The following is a 16,811-nucleotide window of genomic DNA, read 5'->3' as shown; positions in this document are numbered from 1 at the left end:
CCGGAACACTTCGGCGGGTGCGGGTGCGTTTCGGCGCGCGGTGGGTGTGGCGACCGGTCGTCGTGCCCTGCGCGCCACGCCGGGCGTGCCGCGGTGTCTCCGCTCCGCGGCTCGGAGTTCGGCGCCGAGCCGCGTCCGGCAGGTCTCTCGCATCGCCCACCGCGCCGGCACCGGCGGAGGTTCGGTGCGGGCCGCCGAAAGCCCCGGGCGGGCCCTACACCCGGCTTCAACCCTCGACAGGGCCCCGCGGATGCGATGCCGCGCGTCGCGGCGCTCGGCGAAGCGTCGAATTCGACGCTAGTCCGCCACCATCCGGACCGCGCCCGGGATGTACTCGCGCTGGCGGACCACGCGATACCAACCCATCGGGAGGTCGATCGTGGCGTGCTCCTCGTGCACGATGCGGGTGGCCTCGTCGAGGCGGAGGTGCCCGATCAGCATCGGCTCCGGGGCCAGGTAGAGCGTGCCGCTGCCCACGACGGCGTGTGCGTGCCCGGTGGCCTCGCCGAGCGCGAGCACCAACCGCCCACGCGCGTCACGGGGTTTGGTCGGCAGCGCCTTCACCCCGTTCGGCACGGTCTGCTCATGGATCGGCTGCAACAGGATGTCGCCCTGACGAAACACGGCGAACCTCCATCGTGATAGTCGAATCAGGGTCGGCTCAACCCCACCGCCCCACACGCTAACCACCCCGACCGACACCCGCGCCCCACCCGTGCGCCGGACCCCGCGTGCGCCGAAGAGCGACAGCCGACTCGGCCATCCGCCGGCGATGTCCCCCAAGCACCGACCGGCCCGTACATCCTCGTCGGCGGCACAGCCCCGAGCGCCCGCCGGCGCCGCCCGGCCACGCGCGCTCGGCCGGGCCCGACCGGCCCCACGTGCCCACCGGCGACACCCACCCCGCAGCCCCGAAGGCCCAGTGCGACACCGGCTCCGCCCCGAACCACCCGATCCCGCCCCGCGCGTCCCACGCACCGACCGCACCGCACCGCCCCGCGCGCTCGCCGCTCAATAGCCCGTCGGGCGGATCAGGCCGGATTCGTAGGCGTAGACCGCTGCCTGGGTTCGGTCGCGGAGGCCCAGTTTGATCAGGATTCGGCCGACGTGGGTCTTCACGGTTTGTTCGGCCACCACCAACGCGGCGGCGATCTCCGCGTTGGACAGGCCCTGGGCGATCAGGGACAGGACTTCGGTCTCCCGCTCGGTGAGGTCGCCGAGGCGCTCTTTGAGCGGGGTCCGGGGAGCGCCGCCGAGCCGGGAGAACTCGGTGATCAGGCGCTTGGTGATGTTCGGCGCCAGGAGCGCGTCGCCGGCGGCCACCACCCGTACCGCGTGCGCGAGTTCCTCTGCGGAGGCGTCCTTGAGCAGGAAGCCGGAGGCACCCGCGCGCAGCGCCTCGTACACGTACTCGTCCAGGTCGAACGTGGTCAGCACGAGGACCTTGGCCGAGCCGTCGCCGGCACCGGTGATCCGCCGGGTGGCCTCGATGCCGCCCAGCCGAGGCATCCGGATGTCCATCAGCACCACGTCGGGGGAGAGTTCGGCCACCCGCCCGACCGCGTCGAGGCCGTCCACGGCCTGCCCGACCACCTCGATGTCGGGCTCCGCGTTCAGCAGCACGGTGAAGCCCTGTCTGACCATCATCTGGTCGTCGGCGATCAACACCCGGATGGTCACGAACGGTCCTCCAACGGAAGCCTTGCCACTACCTCGTAACCGCCGCCGGGAATGGGCCCGTCGGCGAACTCCCCGCCCAGCATCGCGACCCGCTCGCGCATCCCGAGCAACCCGTGCCCGCCGGTCGACGCGGCCGGTTGCCCGGGCGGCTCCGACGCCTCGGCCGCGGTGTTGGCGATCCGGATGGCCAACCCGGTCGCCTGGTAGCCCAGTTCCACCCGGATCGCCGCGCCGGGCGCGTGCCGCAGCACATTGCTGAGCGCCTCCTGCACGATCCGGAACCCGGACAGCTCCACCCCCGGCGGCAGCGCCCGCCGCTCGCCGGTGATCCGGGTGTCGACCCGCAGACCCGCGCCGCGCACGTTGTCGACCAACTCGTCCAGCCGGTCCAACGTGGGCTGCGGGGCGTGCCGCATGGCGTCGGACAACTCGTCCTCCGAGCGCAGCACACCCAGCACCCGGCGCAGTTCGGTGAGCGCGTCGACCGCGTTCGCGCGGATGCCGACCAGGTTCTCCTTGAGCGCGTCGGAGGGGTTCTCCACCAGGTGCGGGGCGACCTGCGCCTGGATGGAGATCACCGACATGTGGTGCGCGACCACGTCGTGCAACTCGCGGGCGATCCTGGTGCGTTCCTCCAGGAGGGTGCGCCGAGCCCGCTCCTCGGCGGTCAGTTCCGCCTGGACCACCAACTCGGTCCGGGCCACCCGACGCCCGCGCAGCGCGGCGCCGATCACCGCCGCGGCCGTCATCATCAGCGCGGCCTGCATCAGGTCGGACCGGGACCCGGGGAGGGGGTCCGCCATGCAGCCCAGTCCGGCCAGCACACTGATCAGCAGCGCCTCGGCCGCGATGCGCGGGCGCGAGCGCAGGGCCACCAGGAACAGCACGCCCGCGTGCACCGCGATCCCGGCTCCGGTCCACGGATAGAGCTGCGGGCCGGCCGGATCCGCCAACAGGGCGGTCAGCACCATCGCCGCGGTCGCCACCCACCAGGCCGGCACCGGCCGGAACATCGCGGCCACCACCGCCGCCGGCCCGATCCCGCCGAGCAGCAGGCCGACATCGTTGCCCAGGCCGTACTGCCACGCGCTCTGGTTGACGTTGATCGCCCCGACGGGGATCACCAGGACCACCAACAGCACCGCGGAAGCCGGTTGCCAGTCCCGCCAGCCACGCGGCAGCGGATCGGGTTTCGGGTTCCACAGGTCGTGCCGCAGCACGCGCGCCACCGCGGTCGCCGCCGTCCCGATCCGCCCGATCCTCCCCTTTCGCACAGGATCAACCCTAGGCATGCCCCACCTCCGCCCTCCGGGCGGGCTCCGAGCACGCCCCGGAGGCGACGCTAGGCGCCCTCCGCACCCGCGGGCGTCCCGCCCAGGGGCCCACCCGCGGGGTAGCTCGGAAGTACTACGGGTATCGGGGCGCGCCCGCGTGGCCGACCCGCGCCGCCCGGCCCTCGGCCGACCCGCGCACCCCGACCCGCGCAGCCCGGCCCGCACCGGCCCGCGCGCCCCGACCCCGCACCCTCAGCTCCGCTCCTTGACCCCCGCCAGCATGCCCTCGATGCGATCGGGCGGTCCCGGCCGGGAGAAGTACCAGCCCTGCCCCGCGTCGCAGCCGATCGCCCGCAGCCGCTCCGCCTGGACCGCCGTCTCGATGCCCTCGGCCGTCACCGTGAGGCCGATCGCGTGCGCCAGTTCGACCAGCGAGGCCACGATCCGGCCGTCCACCGGATCGGAGTCGCCGGGTTGGCGCAGGCCCTCGACGAAGGAGCCGGCGATCTTCAGCTCGCACACCGGCAGTCGGCGCAGATAGGCCAGGTTCGAGTAGCCGGTGCCGAAGTCGTCGATCGCGATCCGGATGCCCATCGCGGCCAGTTCGCGCAGTCGCTCCAGCGGACCACCGTCGGTGGACATGATCTGACTCTCGGTCAGCTCGAATTGCAGCCGACCCGGATCCAGGCCGGTCTCGGCCAGCACCCGCTCCACCTGACGGACCAGGCCCGGTTCGCGGCACTGGCGTTCGGCCAGGTTGACGCTGATGAACGGCGCGCCGTCCGGCTCCAGGTCCTGCCAGCGGCGCGCCTCGCGGCAGGCCTGCTCCAGCACGTGCATGCCCAGCGGCACGATCAGCCCGGTCTCCTCGGCCAGCCCGATGAATCGATCCGGACCGACCAGGCCGTTGCGCGGATGGCGCCAGCGCACCAGCGCCTCGACGCCGAGCACCCCGCCGTCGGCGAGCGAGACGAGCGGTTGGTAGTCGACGTAGAACTCGCCGTGGTGCAGCGCGGCGGGCATCTCCGCGGACAGCGTGTAGCGGGCCACCTCGCGGTCGTTGCGGTCGGTGTCGAACACCGTCCAGCGCCCGCGCCCGTCGGACTTGGCCCAGTACAGCGTTATGTCGGCAGCGCGCAGCGTGTCCGCCGGGCTGGTGCCGGCCACCGGCCGCTCGACGATGCCGATGCTCGCGGTGACCGTCAGGTCGTGGCCGCGGATCCGGAACGGCTCGCGCAACGCCGCGAACACGCCGTCGGCCAGCGCCACCACCTGCCCGGTCCCGGTGGAGTGTTCGACCAGGATGACGAACTCGTCGCCGCCCATCCGGGCCATCAGATGCCCGGCCTGGCCCGCGTACCGGCTCAGCCGCCGGGCCACCGCGACCAGGAGCTGGTCGCCCACGTCGTGCCCGAGGCTGTCGTTGACCACCTTGAACCCGTCCAGGTCCAGGTAGCACAGGCCGACCCGGTCCCCGGGGCCCGGGTGTTCGAACGCCGCGGTCAGCCGCTCGACGAACAACGCGCGGTTGGGCAGCCCGGTGAGCTGGTCGTGCATCGCCTGGTGGCGCAGCCTGGTGTGCAGGCGATGCCGGTCGGTGACGTCCTCCAGCATGCAGACCTGGTACTCCGGGTTGCCCTTGGAGTCGCGGACCAGGGACAGCGACAGATGCGTCCACAACGTCTCGCCGTCGGCCTTCTCGAACTGCTTCTCCAGGGCGAAGTGGTCGCGTTCGCCGCTGATCAACTCGTCGTAGAGCTTCCACATGTGGTCGGTGTCGCCGTCGTGCATGAAGTCGCGGACCTGCCGCTTGCACATCTCCTCGACGCTGGCCGCGAACATCGTGGTCATCGCCTGGTTGACGTCGATCACGTTGCCGTCGACGTCGCCGATCCCGATGCCGAGCGCGGCCTGATCGAAAACCGCCCGAAAGCGCGCTTCACTCGTGTGCAGTGCGTGCTCGGCACTGTCACGAGCGACCAGGACGGCGGCGTGGATGGCCTCCTGCTCGTCCAGGGTCCGTCTGCGCAGCGCCTCCGCGTAGCCCGCCGCGAGGGCGCCCATCAGCGCGGCGATCCGCTCCAGGTACGCCTCGGGGTCCTGGCCGCGGGCGACCGCGTCGCGGCGCAGGATGGGCCACCACGGGCCGACCAGGCCCAGCGTGCGCTCCAGCGTGCCGCTGCCGGTGAAGTGTTCGCCGACCAGGGACGCGCCCACGTCGCGCGCGGCGGCCGGGTCGAACGGCTCGGTGCGCAGCGCCTGCGCCATGCGCAGCGCCTGCCCGCGCAGGTATTGCTCGATCTCGGCACCGCTCAACGGGACGAAGCTGGTGCCCTCGATGGTGCGGGCCCAGTCGCGGGCGAACCGGCTCAGCGACGCCTCGGCCCCGTCGGCCCGCGCGTCGTCCGTTCCGCCGTTCACCCTGCGCTCCCCACGGTGGTCCGGGCGCACGCGCCGGCCCCCCGGCACGCCTGGACCCACGCTGTGCCCGGCGCCCACGATGGTCGATCCACCGCCCCACCTTTCCTCCTCGGGGGCGATCCGCCACCGCGCAATGTCGGTGCGGTCGCCGCTCGGACGAGCCGGCCGCAATCCCCGGCGGCCGTGTGAACGAGCCATATCACCCGTTATCACCCGTTCGGACGAGCCGGTTGGTACGTCCGGTGCGCCCCGACGATCGCGTGATCATCGTTGACGGTATCCGCCGCGGCGCGGAAACGTCTTGCAGTTGGACACGGCGCGAGGAGCATCACTCCGGAGAGGGACAGGTGGTGCGCGCGGGTCCGTACCGAATTGTGGCGTACGCCCTCGTACTCCGGCGCACGCAGGGCTCCCGACGCGACGACTGACGGACCATCAGGTTGCCACCCCCGGGCCACGGTACGCTCTACCGGCTTGCGTCGGCGAGGTGGGGCGCAGCCGCCGCGGGCGAACGACGCACCACCCGAGTGGGGGTCGTGGTCTCGATGTTGGTGGAACTCGCGGTCGGTGACGCGTACGGGGCCGGGTTCGAGTACGCGGATCGGTCGTTTGTGGCGCGAGGCAACACACTCGCCGGTTATGTGCAGCATCCTCGTCATCGTGACGTGCTGCCCGGCCGATACACCGACGACACGCAGATGAGTATCGCGGTCGCGGAATGGATACTCGGCGACGATCACGGAATCCCGGCGCTCGCGGACCTGTTCGTGCGGGCGTACAAGCGCGACGCGCGCGCCGGATACGCGCGGGGCTTTCGAGGCGTTCTGGAGGAAGTCGCGGACGGGGCGCAGCTCCTGGCGGTGCTGCGGCCGGAGAGCGACAAGAGCGGCGCGGCGATGCGCGCGGGTGTGCTGGGCCTGCTGCCCGACCTTGCCGAGGTACGCCGCACGGCGGCGCTGCAGGCCCGGATCACCCACCGCACGCTCGGCGGGATGACCTCGGCGACCGCCGCGGCGCTCGCGGTGCACTACTGCCGGTACGGCCTGGGCCCGGTCGCGGAGCTGCCGACCTGGCTGGCCGCGACGTTGCCGGCCTCCACCGGCCCGGCGGTGTGGGCCACGCCGTGGCGCGGCAAGGTCGGTTCGCCCGGCATGGACAGCACCCGCGCGGCGATCACCGCGCTGGCCGCGAACACCGGCACGGCCGCGCTGCTGAAGGCGTGCGTGGCGTACACCGGCGACGTGGACACGGTGGCCACGATCGCGCTCGCGGCGGCGAGTTGCTCCGCGGAGTACGCCCAGGACCTGCCGCCGGCGCTGTTGGCGGGCCTGGAGAACGGCCCGTACGGGCGGGACCATCTCGCGGGCCTGGACGCCCGGTTGACGGCCCGGTTCGGCTGAGTGCCGCCGCCGGCACCGCCCCGACCGTTTCCGGGGGGTGTGGGCCGGTGAAAGGTCGGCGAAAGACCGCCCCCGAGTCGTCCCGAGGCGCGCGCGGGCGACGCGACGGGATGGGCGGAAAGACGGTCGGCCCGAACCGCCGTCGGGCGACGAGCCGGACGGGCCTGCCGGCGGCTCGGTGACACCCCGGTCGGGCGACGAGCCGGACGCGCGAAACACGAGAGGCCCCCCGGCGGACCGGGGGGCCTCTCGCTTGCCTGGAGCCCCAATACGGAATCGAACCGTAGACCTTCTCCTTACCATGGAGACGCTCTACCGACTGAGCTATTGGGGCCTGCGCGGCGAAAACTTACCGGATCCGCGTTCGGTTCGCCAACTTGATCCACGAGCGGGTCCCGGGCCGGTTCGCCGGAGCGTGTTCACCACTCGCCGGGGCTCATCGTGAACTGCGCGTAGGGGACCGTCCAGACCACGTCGCGCGCGTCGGCCGTGTCCGCTTCGCCGCCCTCGGCGTAGGCGGTTCCGTGGTCGCTGGTGACGATCGCGAAGCAGGGCCTGCGGCAGCTCATGGCGCGAAACAACCGCCCGATGTGTCGGTCGACGTACTCCAGCGCGGCGGCGTGGGTGTCGCGGTTGTCGCCGTCGGCGGCGGTGGCACCGGGGGTGTGGAACCAGTTCGGGTGGTGGATGGCCGCGACGTCGACGAGCAGGAACAGCCGGCGGTCCGGGTCCAGGCCGCCGACCACCAGTTCGGCGCGGGCGACCTGGGCCTCGAACGAGATCGGTGAGGTGACGCCGAGTTCGGGGTCCCAGTGGCTCTCGGCGAACATGCCCGGCAGCACGGAGTCGAGCGCGCCCTGCTTGTCGAAGCAGCCGACGCCGCCGATGCACGCGGTGTGATAGCCCGCCTTGGTCAGCGCGCTGGGCAGGTCCGGGGTGTCGAACTGCCACGTGTGCGCGTTCGTGGACTCGGTGTCGCCGAGCCGGGCGGCGAACAGGCGCGGGTGCGGGCCGGGACCCGCGGGGGTGGGCAGGTAGCCCGCGAGGAACGCGGTGTGCGCGGCGAAGGCCAGGCTGGCCGGGGTGAATCGGCGCTGCCAGCCGCCCTCGGGCAGGACCCGGGAGAGGTTGGGCAGCCGGCCGGCCGCGGCGAGTTCGACGGCCACGTCGTACCGCAGCGCGTCGAGCGTGACGAGCAGTAGGTCCTGCTCGCCGACGACGGCGTTCATGTCGGGACCGGTCATATCGGACATGCCACCTTCTCCGCTTCTGCTCGGGTGTTCCGGGCCGCCGCCGGTGGCCCGCACGCGGGCGGCGAATGGATCGCCCATGCCTACCAGAGGGAGGCGACTCTTCGAGGGATAACCCCCTCGCCGGTGTCCGGGTCGCCGTGTATGTTGTTCTCAACCTAAGAACATCTCATTCGGAGAACAACCGTCGCGTCGGTATCGGGAACGTGAACCGCCGGGGCCGCGTCGGACGTGCAGCGCAGTGGGCACATCGGAGGGAAGTGCGACATGGCCGACACCGCCATCACCGAACGCGACTGGCTCGCGTCCTACGACCCCAGAGCCTGGGAACCGATCGCGGTGACCGTCGACATCGTGGCGCTGACGATTCGTCAACTCACCGGCGCGGCCGGGGGCGACCCCGACGGCGCGGCCGAAGGCCCGGCCAAGGCGCTGCACGTGCTGCTCGTGCGGCGCGGCGAGATGCCCTTCGCGGGCCGGCTCGCACTGCCCGGCGGCTTCGTGCGGCCCGTGGTCGACCCGGACGGCACGCGGCGCGAGGAGGACCTCGGCGAGGCCGCCGAGCGCGAACTGGCCGAGGAGACCGGGCTCGCCGCCGGCGCCCGGCTCGACCGGGTGCACCTGGAACAACTCGGCACCTACGGTGCGCCCGGACGCGATCCGAGGATGCGGATCGTCTCGGTCGCGCACCTCGCGTTCGCGCCGGACCTGCCCGACCCGACCGCCGGCGGCGACGCCGCGCACGCCCTGTGGGTGCCGGTGGCCGACGTCGATCCCGGCGCGCTGGCCTTCGACCACGCGCGCATCCTGGCCGACGGCCTCGAGCGCGCCCGCGCCAAACTCGAATACTCGCCACTGGCCACCGCGTTCGCGGGTGAGGAGTTCACCGTCACCGAACTGCGCGAGGTCTACCAGGCGGTGTGGGGACAGCCCATGCACGCCGGCAACTTCCATCGCAAGGTGCTGTCGGTGCCCGGCTTCGTCCGCGACACCGGCGCCACCACCGCGCGCGGCGGGGCTCGCGGCGGTCGCCGCGCCCGGCTGTACCGCGCGGGCCCCGCACGTCTGCTGCACCCGGCGCTGCTGCGCCCGTCCCCGGAGGAGGACTCCCGATGACCAGGACGCCCGGCACCACCTCGACCACGCCCACCACCTTCGAAGCCGCGCTCGACCTGCTGGTCGGAGCGCCGGATCCGCAAGGTGTCTTCGGGCCCTACGACGGCACGCCGGAGGCCTGTCTGCGTGCGGGCAACCGCACCTACCGACAGTTGGCCCGCCTGCTCCACCCGGACACCGCCCCGGCCGCCCGCCGGGCCGAGGCCGCCGCGGCCTTCACCGAGCTGGGCGAGTTGTGGAACCGCTATCAGCAGGACATCACCGGCGTGACCGGCCGCCAAGTGGTGATCACCACCAAGCGCCGGGTCTACTCGGTCGGCGAGGAGCGCGCGAGCGGCGACATCGCCACGCTGTACAAGGTCGGCTACCGGGCCGAGGACGACGGCGAGGCGCGCGCCCTGCTCAAGCTGCCGCGCTCGGTCGCCGACAACGACCTGATGGAGCGCGAGGCCACCGCACTGGAGCGGATCGCCCGCGAGGGCGACCCCGAGTACGCGAACTACGTGCCCCGGCTGATCGAGACCTTCCGGCACCGGGACGCCAAGTCGGGCGTCGAACGGCGTGCCAACGTGATCGAACGGGTGCGCGGCTTCCGCTCGTTGACCGAGGTGCGCGAGGCGTACCCGGACGGGCTGGACGCGCGCGACGTGGCCTGGATGTGGCGCCGCCTGCTGGTGGCGATCGGGTACGCGCACCGCGCCGGCGTCGTGCACGGCGCGATCACCCCCGACCACGTGCTGATCCACCCACGCGAGCACGGCCTGGTCCTGGTCGACTGGTGCTACTCGGTGCTGCTCGACGGCCCGGGCGACGCCGCCCGACCGGAGGCGATCCTGCGCGCCAAGGCGGTCGAGCACGTGCCCGCGATGATCGACCGGCACGCGGACCTGTACCCGCCGGAGATCCCCGGAAAGCAGCCGCCGGAGACCGCCGCCGACGTGTACATGGCGACCAAGTGCGTCACCGGCCTGCTCGCCCCGGACGCGCCCAAGCCGCTGCTGCGCTTCGCCCGGGGCTGCTCGTTGCCGGCTCCCGCGCGCCGCCCGCACGACGCGTGGAAGCTGCTCGGCGAGCTGGACGAACTGCTCGGCAAGCTCTACGGCCCGCGTCGCTTCCGGCCGTTCGCGATGCCCACGCGGCGCGAGCCGCGAGCCGCGGGCGGCGCCGACCGGACCGAGCGCGCCGGCGGCGAACCGGCCGACGGCAAGCCGGCCGCGAGCAAGCCGGCCGCGGGCACATCGACCGGGGGCGGGTCGGTCGCCGGCGGGTCCGTCGATTCCGTATAGAGCCGGCGCGGCCCGACGGCCGTCCCGGCGCAGTGATCCATTCGTCCCGATCGGGGAGTGAGCACCATGGGCAGTGGCAACTGGTCCACCAACGTCTACGACGCGGCACAGAGCTACAACGCGGCCGCCGGCCGCAGCGCGTTCCACTACAACCACGTCACCAAGCACAGCACGCCGCGCAGCGCCTGGAAGGCGCACGCGGACCTGGACCCGACCCTGGCGAGCACGCGGGAGAGCCGGGACAGCGACGAGCACCCCACGTCGCTGGCCATCTCGGTGCTCTTCGACGTGACCGGCTCGATGCTTCGGGTTCCGCAGACCCTGCAGACCAAGCTGCCCGAACTGTTCGGCCTGTTGCTGCGCAAGGGCTACGTGCAGGACCCGCAGATCATGTTCGGCGCGATAGGGGACGCGACGTGTGACCGAGTCCCCTTGCAGATCGGCCAGTTCGAGTCGGACAACCGGATGGACGACCAGCTCGGCAACATCCTCCTGGAGGGTGGCGGCGGTGGACAAAAGCGCGAATCCTACGAGCTGGCGCTGTACTTCATGGCCCGGCACACCTCGATCGACTGTCACGAAAAGCGCGGCAAGCGCGGCTACCTGTTCGTGATCGGCGACGAGATGCCCTACCGCAAGGTGCGCCGTTCCGAGGTCAAGGAGTTCATCGGCGACGACCTCGCCGAGGACATCCCGATCGAGCGCATCCTGGCCGAACTCCAGCGGATGTACGAGGTCTACTACATCCTCCCGGCCGGATCGTCCTACGTGGGCGACGCCGAGGTGCTGGGCGAGTGGAAGGGCCTGCTGCGGCAGAACGTGATCGAACTCGACGATCCGGACGGCGTGTGCGAGACGATCGCGCTGACCATCGGTCTCGCCGAGGACGCGATCGACCTGGACGAGGGCCTGGACCACCTGCGCGAGGTGGGCGCCACGGCCCAGGTCGCGAACGTCTCCAAGGCGCTGGCGTCCTACGCCCGCGCCGGCGGCGGCGTGGCCGTCTCCGGCTCGCTGCCGGGCCTGGACGGCGACGGCACGGGCACCCCGCGTCTGTGACCCCACGTCATGTCGCGGTCGTCGACCTGGGGTTCGGCGACGCGGGCAAGGGCACCACGGTGGACCGGCTGTGCGCGCGAGCGCGCGAGGAGGGACGGCCGGTCCACGCCGTGGTGCGCTTCAACGGCGGCGCGCAGGCCGCGCACAACGTGGTCACCGACGACGGGCGGCACCACACGTTCGCCCAGTTCGGCTCGGGCACCTTCACCCCGGGCACGCGCACCCACCTGTCCCGGTTCATGCTGGTGGACCCGCTCGCGCTGGCGGCCGAGGCCGAGCACCTGCGCGGGCTCGGCGTGCCCGACCCGTTCGCGCTGCTCACCGCGGACCGGGAGGCGCTGCTGACCACGCCGTACCACGCGGCGGCCAACCGGGCCCGGGAGCTGGCCCGCGGGGCCGATCGGCACGGGTCGTGCGGGATGGGCGTGGGGGAGACCGCGGCGTTCGCGCTGGCCCACCCCGAGGCGGCGCCGCGGGTGGGGGACTGCGGCTCGCCGCGGCTGTTGCACCGCCGGCTGAGCGCCGTACGGGACGCGCTGAGCGCCGAATTCGGGACACCGCTGGGGCCGGACGTGGCGGCCTGCGCGGAGGCGTTCCTGGGCTTCGGGCGGGCGGTGCGGATGGTGGATCGCGCGTACGCGCGCGAGCTGCTGCGCGGCGGTCCGGTGGTCTTCGAGGGTGCGCAGGGCGTCCTGCTCGACGAGTGGCACGGGTTCCACCCGTACACGACGTGGTCGACCACGACGTTCGCGAACGCCGAGACGCTGGCCACCGAGGCGGGCGAGCCGCTGTATCGGCTCGGCGTGCTGCGCACCTACACCACCCGGCACGGCGCGGGGCCGCTGCCCACCGAGGACGCGGCGCTGACCGCCGCGTTGCCGGACGCGCACAACGGGACCGGGCGCTGGCAGGGCGCGTTCCGGGTCGGCCACTTCGACGCGGTCGCGCATCGGTACGCGGTCGCGGTGTGCGGGGGCGTGCACGGGCTGGCGCTCACCCACGCGGACGTCCCCGGGCGGGCGCCGGTGGGCGTGGTCCGGTCGTACCGGGGGGTCGAGCCCCGAGTGGGTCCGGACGGCGACCTCGCGCATGCCGAGAGTTTGACCGGGCACATGTTCGCCGCGCGGCCGGTCGTGGAGCCGGGGCCGGCGCCCGCGGCGTGGCCGGAATTCGTCGCTGCCGAACTGGGTGCCCCGGTGACCTTGCTCTCGTTCGGACCGCGTACCGGTGACAAGCGTGAGGAGCCGGTACTAGGCTCCTATTACTCTCCGGTAACATAGCTGTCGGGGGGTCCGCGGGAGGTCGAGTTCGGGTCGGTGGTCAGCGGCTTTACCGGAACCGCGTACTCTCGAAGCAGAAGTTGACGGACCGTCAGAACTGAATGTGCCCTGTGTCACGCGTGTGCCCCCGCGCGGGCGTGGCATCGTGGCGCGAAGATCGATGGATCTTGGGGCCGGAACCGTGGGCCTGTCGCCGACCCGGTCGACGGGCATGACACCCTCGGACCGGCACCTGGGTGACCGGACGACCACAGGAGAACTGTTGTGAAAATCGTTGTCTGCGTGAAGTACGTACCCGACGCGACCGGGGACCGGGGCTTCAACGACGATGGCACCACCGATCGCGAGTCGGTCGACTCCCTGCTGTCGGAGCTGGACGAGTACGCGATCGAGCAGGCTCTCAAGATCGTGGAGTCCGGCGTCGAGGCCGAGATCACGTACCTGACGGTCGGTCCGGACGATGCCAAGGACGCGCTGCGCAAGGCGCTGGCGATGGGCGGCGACAAGGCCATCCACGTCAACGACGACGACATCGCGGGCACCGACGCGCTGGGCACCTCGCTGATCCTGGCGAAGGCGATCGAGCACGCCGGCTTCGACCTGGTCCTGTGCGGCATGGCCTCCACCGACGCCTCGATGGGCGTCGTGCCGGCCATGCTGGCCGAGCGCCTGGGCGTCCCGCAGGTCACCTACCTGGACGAGATCGCGGTCGAGGGCGGCACCGTCAAGGGCCGTCGCGAGGGCGACGTCGCCACCGAGCGCATCGAGGCCGCGCTGCCCGCCGTCGCGTCGGTCACCGACCGCACCGGCGAAGCCCGTTACCCGTCCTTCAAGGGCATCATGGCAGCCAAGAAGAAGCCGCTGGAGTCGCTCGACCTGGACGACCTGGGCATCGAGTCGGACCAGGTCGGCCTGTCCGCCGCGTGGTCGATCGTGGACACCGCGACCAAGCGCCCGCCGCGCGCCAAGGGCGAGGTCGTCGAGGACGAGGGCGAGGGCGGCGTGCAGCTCGCCGCGTTCCTCGCCGCCAAGAAGTTCATCTGAGTCGGTCAGCAGCACCGGACTGTTTCGACACGTTTGTGGCGGTCGCTCCCGGAGCGACCAAGCATCGCAACCCGGCCGGAGAAATCCGGGCTGTACCGGACAAGGAGAGAACCCCACATGGCCGAGATTCTCGTTCTCGTCGACCACGCCGACGGCGCGGTCCGCAAGCCGACCCTGGAACTGCTCACGCTGGCCCGCCGCCTCGGTGAGCCCGCCGCGGTCTTCCTGGGCAAGGGCGCCGAGGGCGCCACCGAGACACTGGGCAAGTACGGCGCGCAGAAGGTCTACGTCGTGGACGCCCCCGAGGTCGACGACTTCCTCGTCGCCCCGGCCGTCGACGCGCTCACCCGGATCGCCGAGAGCGGCGAGCCGGGCGCGATCCTGGTCGCCTCCTCCGCCGACGGCCGCGAGATCGCGGCGCGCGTCGCGGTGCGTCTGGAGTCGGGCCTGATCACCGACGCCGTCGACGTCGAGGCCGGCGCCGACGGCCCGGTCACCGAGCAGTCGGTGTTCGCCGCGACCTACCAGGTCAAGGCGCACGTCACCAAGGGCACCCCGATCATCACCGTCAAGCCCAACGCCGCCACCCCGGAGGAGGCCCCGGCCACCCCCGCCGTGGAGGCCGTGACGGTGGACTTCAGCGCCGCCGCCACCGGCACCAAGGTCGTCTCGCGCGCCCCGCGCGAGAAGTCCGACCGCCCGGAGCTGACCGAGGCCGACATCGTCGTCTCGGGTGGCCGCGGCGTCAACGGCGCGGAGAACTTCCACGTGATCGAGTCGGTCGCGGACGCGCTCGGCGCGGCCGTGGGCGCCTCGCGCGCGGCGGTGGACGCCGGTTGGTACCCGCACAGCCACCAGGTCGGCCAGACCGGCACCCAGGTCTCGCCGCAGCTCTACATCGCGGTGGGCATCTCCGGCGCGATCCAGCACCGCGCGGGCATGCAGACCTCGAAGACCATCGTGGCGATCAACAAGGACGAGGACGCGCCGATCTTCGACCTGGTCGACTACGGCGTGGTCGGCGACCTGTTCAAGGTGATGCCGCAACTCGAAGCGGAAATCAACAAGCGCAAGTAGCGCACGGGGACGCCTTCCAGGCCCCTTCGCGCGCGTGACGACCCCGCACCGGGACGACCGGTGGCGGGGTCGATCCATTCCCGCCGGGCCGACACGGGCGCCGGCGAGTCCCCGCCCCCGGACGCTACTTGCCGGCCGCCGGGCCGTACCACTGGAGTGCCTGCCCGGTAACGGCCGCGATGCAGTCGAAGTCTCGATCGCGGTGCAGGAGTGTCAGGCCCTGGAGTTCCGCCGTGGCCGCGACGACCAGATCCACGGCTCCGGCGCTGCGATGATGCCCCCGATCGGTGAGTTCGCCCTGGACCTGCCAGGCGCGGTCGTACGCCCGGTCGTCCACCGGAACCCAGCCGAACAGCAGCCGCATGTCCTCGATGCCCCGGGCCCGGTCCGCCGCCGTACGGGCGCTGTAGAAGAATTCGAGTTCGGTGATGGGGCAGGTCGCGATGAGGCCGGCCCCGGCGGCTTGGTCCCAGCCGAATTGCTCGGCGTCACCCCGCATGAATCGCGCGAGCGCGCTGGTGTCGATCAGGAATTGCGCGGCGCTCACCGACGGTAGTTTCGCTTGTCCTCGAGGACATCGAGGTCGAAGGCATCGGCGTCGGCCGCCGCACGCAACCGAGTGAGCGCGAGTGCACGCCGCCGATTGTCCAGGACTTCGCGGAGGGCGGTGTTGACCGTCTCCCGCTTCGTGCCGGTTCCCAAGGCCTGGGCCACGGCGGCGACCAGATCGTCGTCGAGGTCGATCACGGTTCGAGCCATCGATGCACCTCCGTTGATATCATCTATTGCGTCAATGATATCCGATCCGGAATCCGGGTGCCGGCCAGTGCCGGTCGCGGGTCCGCACCCGGGACCTCGGCGGCCTCGTTGGGGTGGAGCGCAGCCGCCATTCGTTGAATATGTTCCGAAATCCAGGGTGGCTCGAGGCCGGCCATCGGCGCCCGCGAGGTCGGGTCAGGTTCGGGTGCCGCCGGTGGCTTCGAGGGGGAGTGGGGGGAGTGGCAGGTTGGTGGACGACGCGGTGGGGGTGGTCGGGGGCGGCTTGGGGGTGCCGGTGAAGGTTGCCAGGCCGATGCCGATGAGGACGATCGCGGCGCCGAGGGATTCGAGCCGGCCGGGGCGTTCGCCGAGGATGGCCCAGGCGGTGACGATGCCGACGATCGGGACGAGGAGGCCGTAGGGGGCCACGGCGGAGGCGGAGCGGCGGCCCAGGAGGGCGAACCACAGGCCGTAGCCGAGCCAGGAGGACAGTACGACGGTGAAGGCCAGACCGCCGACGCCGCTCCAGGAGGCAGAGGTGAGCGCGTCCAGGTCCCGGCCGGGGCCCTCCACCGTCAGCGACAGAGCCAGCAGCGGAAGCGGTGCGGCGAGCGCGGACCACACCACCAGGCCGGTGCCGCCCGGGATGCCGGCCTTTCGGGTGAGCATGTTGCCGAAGCCCCAGGACGCCCCCGCGCCGATCACCAGTACGAAGGGCCACAACGACGCGCCCTGGCCCCGCCCGAACGCGATCACGCCCATCCCGAGGGCGGCCACCGCGAGCGAGATCAGCCGGGTCCGGCCCGGGATCTCGCGCAGCATGACCACCGCGAACAGCACGGTGAACATCGCCTGGCACTGGATCACCACCGAGGACAACCCGGCCGGCATCCCCGCGTGCATCGCGCTGAACAGGAACGCGAATTGGCCCACGTTGACCGTGAGCCCGACCCCGATGATCAGCCACCAACTCGTCTTCGGCCGCTTGATGAACAACACCGCCGGAAACGCGACGAGGGTGAACCGCAGCGCGGCCAGCAGAAAGGGCGGGAAGTCGTCGAGGCTCGCGTCGATCGCGACGAAGTTCACTCCCCAGATCACGCTGACGAGCGCGGCCCACAGGGAATCGGTACGGGTCATGATCAGAAGTGTGTGGCCCGGCCAT

15 protein-coding genes and 1 tRNA gene are annotated in these 16,811 nt (G+C 72.0%); 7 read left to right on the top strand and 9 right to left on the bottom strand.

Annotated elements, in window-relative coordinates; translation table 11 throughout:
* Window positions 1–297 precede the first annotated feature (297 nt).
* The 4 genes from ACIBSV_RS31320 to ACIBSV_RS31305 form a co-directional block, all read right to left on the bottom strand.
* Window positions 298–624: a hypothetical protein gene (locus ACIBSV_RS31320; protein ID WP_395868965.1), complete on the bottom strand. Its 327-nt coding sequence runs from the start codon at window positions 622–624 to the stop codon at window positions 298–300.
* 387 nt (window positions 625–1,011) lie between these two features.
* Complete coding sequence (locus ACIBSV_RS31315; RefSeq protein ID WP_395868963.1) at window positions 1,012–1,680, bottom strand: response regulator; 669 nt, start codon at window positions 1,678–1,680, stop codon at window positions 1,012–1,014.
* The gene (locus ACIBSV_RS31310) at window positions 1,677–2,972 is read right to left on the bottom strand and encodes a sensor histidine kinase (RefSeq protein ID WP_395868961.1); all 1,296 of its coding nucleotides are present in this window, start codon (window positions 2,970–2,972) and stop codon (window positions 1,677–1,679) included. The genes ACIBSV_RS31315 and ACIBSV_RS31310 overlap by 4 nt, the downstream gene beginning before the upstream one ends.
* Window positions 2,973–3,206: 234 nt before the next feature.
* Window positions 3,207–5,375 carry a putative bifunctional diguanylate cyclase/phosphodiesterase gene (locus ACIBSV_RS31305; RefSeq protein ID WP_395868959.1) on the bottom strand — a complete coding sequence of 723 codons (2,169 nt, stop codon included), beginning with the start codon at window positions 5,373–5,375 and terminating at the stop codon, window positions 3,207–3,209.
* 545 nt (window positions 5,376–5,920) lie between these two features.
* Between ACIBSV_RS31305 and ACIBSV_RS31300 the strand changes: the two genes are divergently transcribed.
* A complete protein-coding gene (locus ACIBSV_RS31300; RefSeq protein WP_395869254.1) occupies window positions 5,921–6,775 on the top strand; it encodes an ADP-ribosylglycohydrolase family protein in 855 nt (284 codons plus the stop codon).
* Between the two features lie 258 nt (window positions 6,776–7,033).
* Here ACIBSV_RS31300 and ACIBSV_RS31295 read toward each other — a convergent pair.
* Together ACIBSV_RS31295 and ACIBSV_RS31290 are read right to left on the bottom strand one after the other, a co-directional pair.
* Window positions 7,034–7,109 (bottom strand) — tRNA-Thr (locus ACIBSV_RS31295).
* A gap of 85 nt (window positions 7,110–7,194) precedes the next feature.
* Window positions 7,195–8,004: an STM4013/SEN3800 family hydrolase gene (locus ACIBSV_RS31290; RefSeq protein ID WP_395869252.1), complete on the bottom strand. Its 810-nt coding sequence runs from the start codon at window positions 8,002–8,004 to the stop codon at window positions 7,195–7,197.
* A 288-nt stretch (window positions 8,005–8,292) separates the two neighbouring features.
* Between ACIBSV_RS31290 and ACIBSV_RS31285 the strand changes: the two genes are divergently transcribed.
* From ACIBSV_RS31285 to ACIBSV_RS31260, 6 genes are all read left to right on the top strand, one after another.
* On the top strand, window positions 8,293–9,141 hold the full coding sequence (locus ACIBSV_RS31285; RefSeq protein WP_395868957.1) for an NUDIX domain-containing protein: 849 nt from the start codon (window positions 8,293–8,295) through the stop codon (window positions 9,139–9,141).
* Window positions 9,138–10,427, top strand: coding sequence for a lipopolysaccharide kinase InaA family protein (locus tag ACIBSV_RS31280; RefSeq protein ID WP_395868955.1), 1,290 nt, complete (start codon window positions 9,138–9,140; stop codon window positions 10,425–10,427). Before ACIBSV_RS31285 ends, ACIBSV_RS31280 begins: the two co-directional genes overlap by 4 nt.
* Window positions 10,428–10,493: 66 nt before the next feature.
* Window positions 10,494–11,486, top strand: a complete 993-nt coding sequence (locus ACIBSV_RS31275) for a hypothetical protein (protein WP_395868953.1) — start codon at window positions 10,494–10,496, stop codon at window positions 11,484–11,486.
* Window positions 11,483–12,766: an adenylosuccinate synthetase gene (locus ACIBSV_RS31270; protein ID WP_395868951.1), complete on the top strand. Its 1,284-nt coding sequence runs from the start codon at window positions 11,483–11,485 to the stop codon at window positions 12,764–12,766. Before ACIBSV_RS31275 ends, ACIBSV_RS31270 begins: the two co-directional genes overlap by 4 nt.
* Window positions 12,767–13,048: 282 nt before the next feature.
* The gene (locus ACIBSV_RS31265) at window positions 13,049–13,810 is read left to right on the top strand and encodes an electron transfer flavoprotein subunit beta/FixA family protein (protein WP_395868949.1); all 762 of its coding nucleotides are present in this window, start codon (window positions 13,049–13,051) and stop codon (window positions 13,808–13,810) included.
* Between the two features lie 117 nt (window positions 13,811–13,927).
* Entirely contained in the window at window positions 13,928–14,887 is a 960-nt protein-coding gene (locus ACIBSV_RS31260) for an electron transfer flavoprotein subunit alpha/FixB family protein (RefSeq protein WP_395868947.1), read from the top strand.
* Between the two features lie 124 nt (window positions 14,888–15,011).
* Here the strand turns inward: ACIBSV_RS31260 and ACIBSV_RS31255 are convergent, their stop codons facing one another.
* The 3 genes from ACIBSV_RS31255 to ACIBSV_RS31245 all read right to left on the bottom strand — a co-directional run bounded on the left by ACIBSV_RS31255 (window position 15,012) and on the right by ACIBSV_RS31245 (window position 16,786).
* The gene (locus tag ACIBSV_RS31255; RefSeq protein WP_395868946.1) at window positions 15,012–15,434 is read right to left on the bottom strand and encodes a PIN domain nuclease; all 423 of its coding nucleotides are present in this window, start codon (window positions 15,432–15,434) and stop codon (window positions 15,012–15,014) included.
* Window positions 15,431–15,646, bottom strand: a complete 216-nt coding sequence (locus ACIBSV_RS31250; RefSeq protein ID WP_395868944.1) for a type II toxin-antitoxin system VapB family antitoxin — start codon at window positions 15,644–15,646, stop codon at window positions 15,431–15,433. Before ACIBSV_RS31250 ends, ACIBSV_RS31255 begins: the two co-directional genes overlap by 4 nt.
* 195 nt (window positions 15,647–15,841) lie before the next feature.
* The gene (locus ACIBSV_RS31245) at window positions 15,842–16,786 is read right to left on the bottom strand and encodes an EamA family transporter (protein ID WP_395868942.1); all 945 of its coding nucleotides are present in this window, start codon (window positions 16,784–16,786) and stop codon (window positions 15,842–15,844) included.
* Between the last annotated feature and the right edge of the window lie 25 nt (window positions 16,787–16,811).

The organism is Embleya sp. NPDC050154, assembly GCF_044460165.1.
Taxonomy (GTDB): Bacteria; Actinomycetota; Actinomycetes; order Streptomycetales; family Streptomycetaceae; genus Embleya.
Note: the sequence above shows the minus strand (reverse complement) of the source record. Positions and strands in the feature narration are given on the sequence as shown.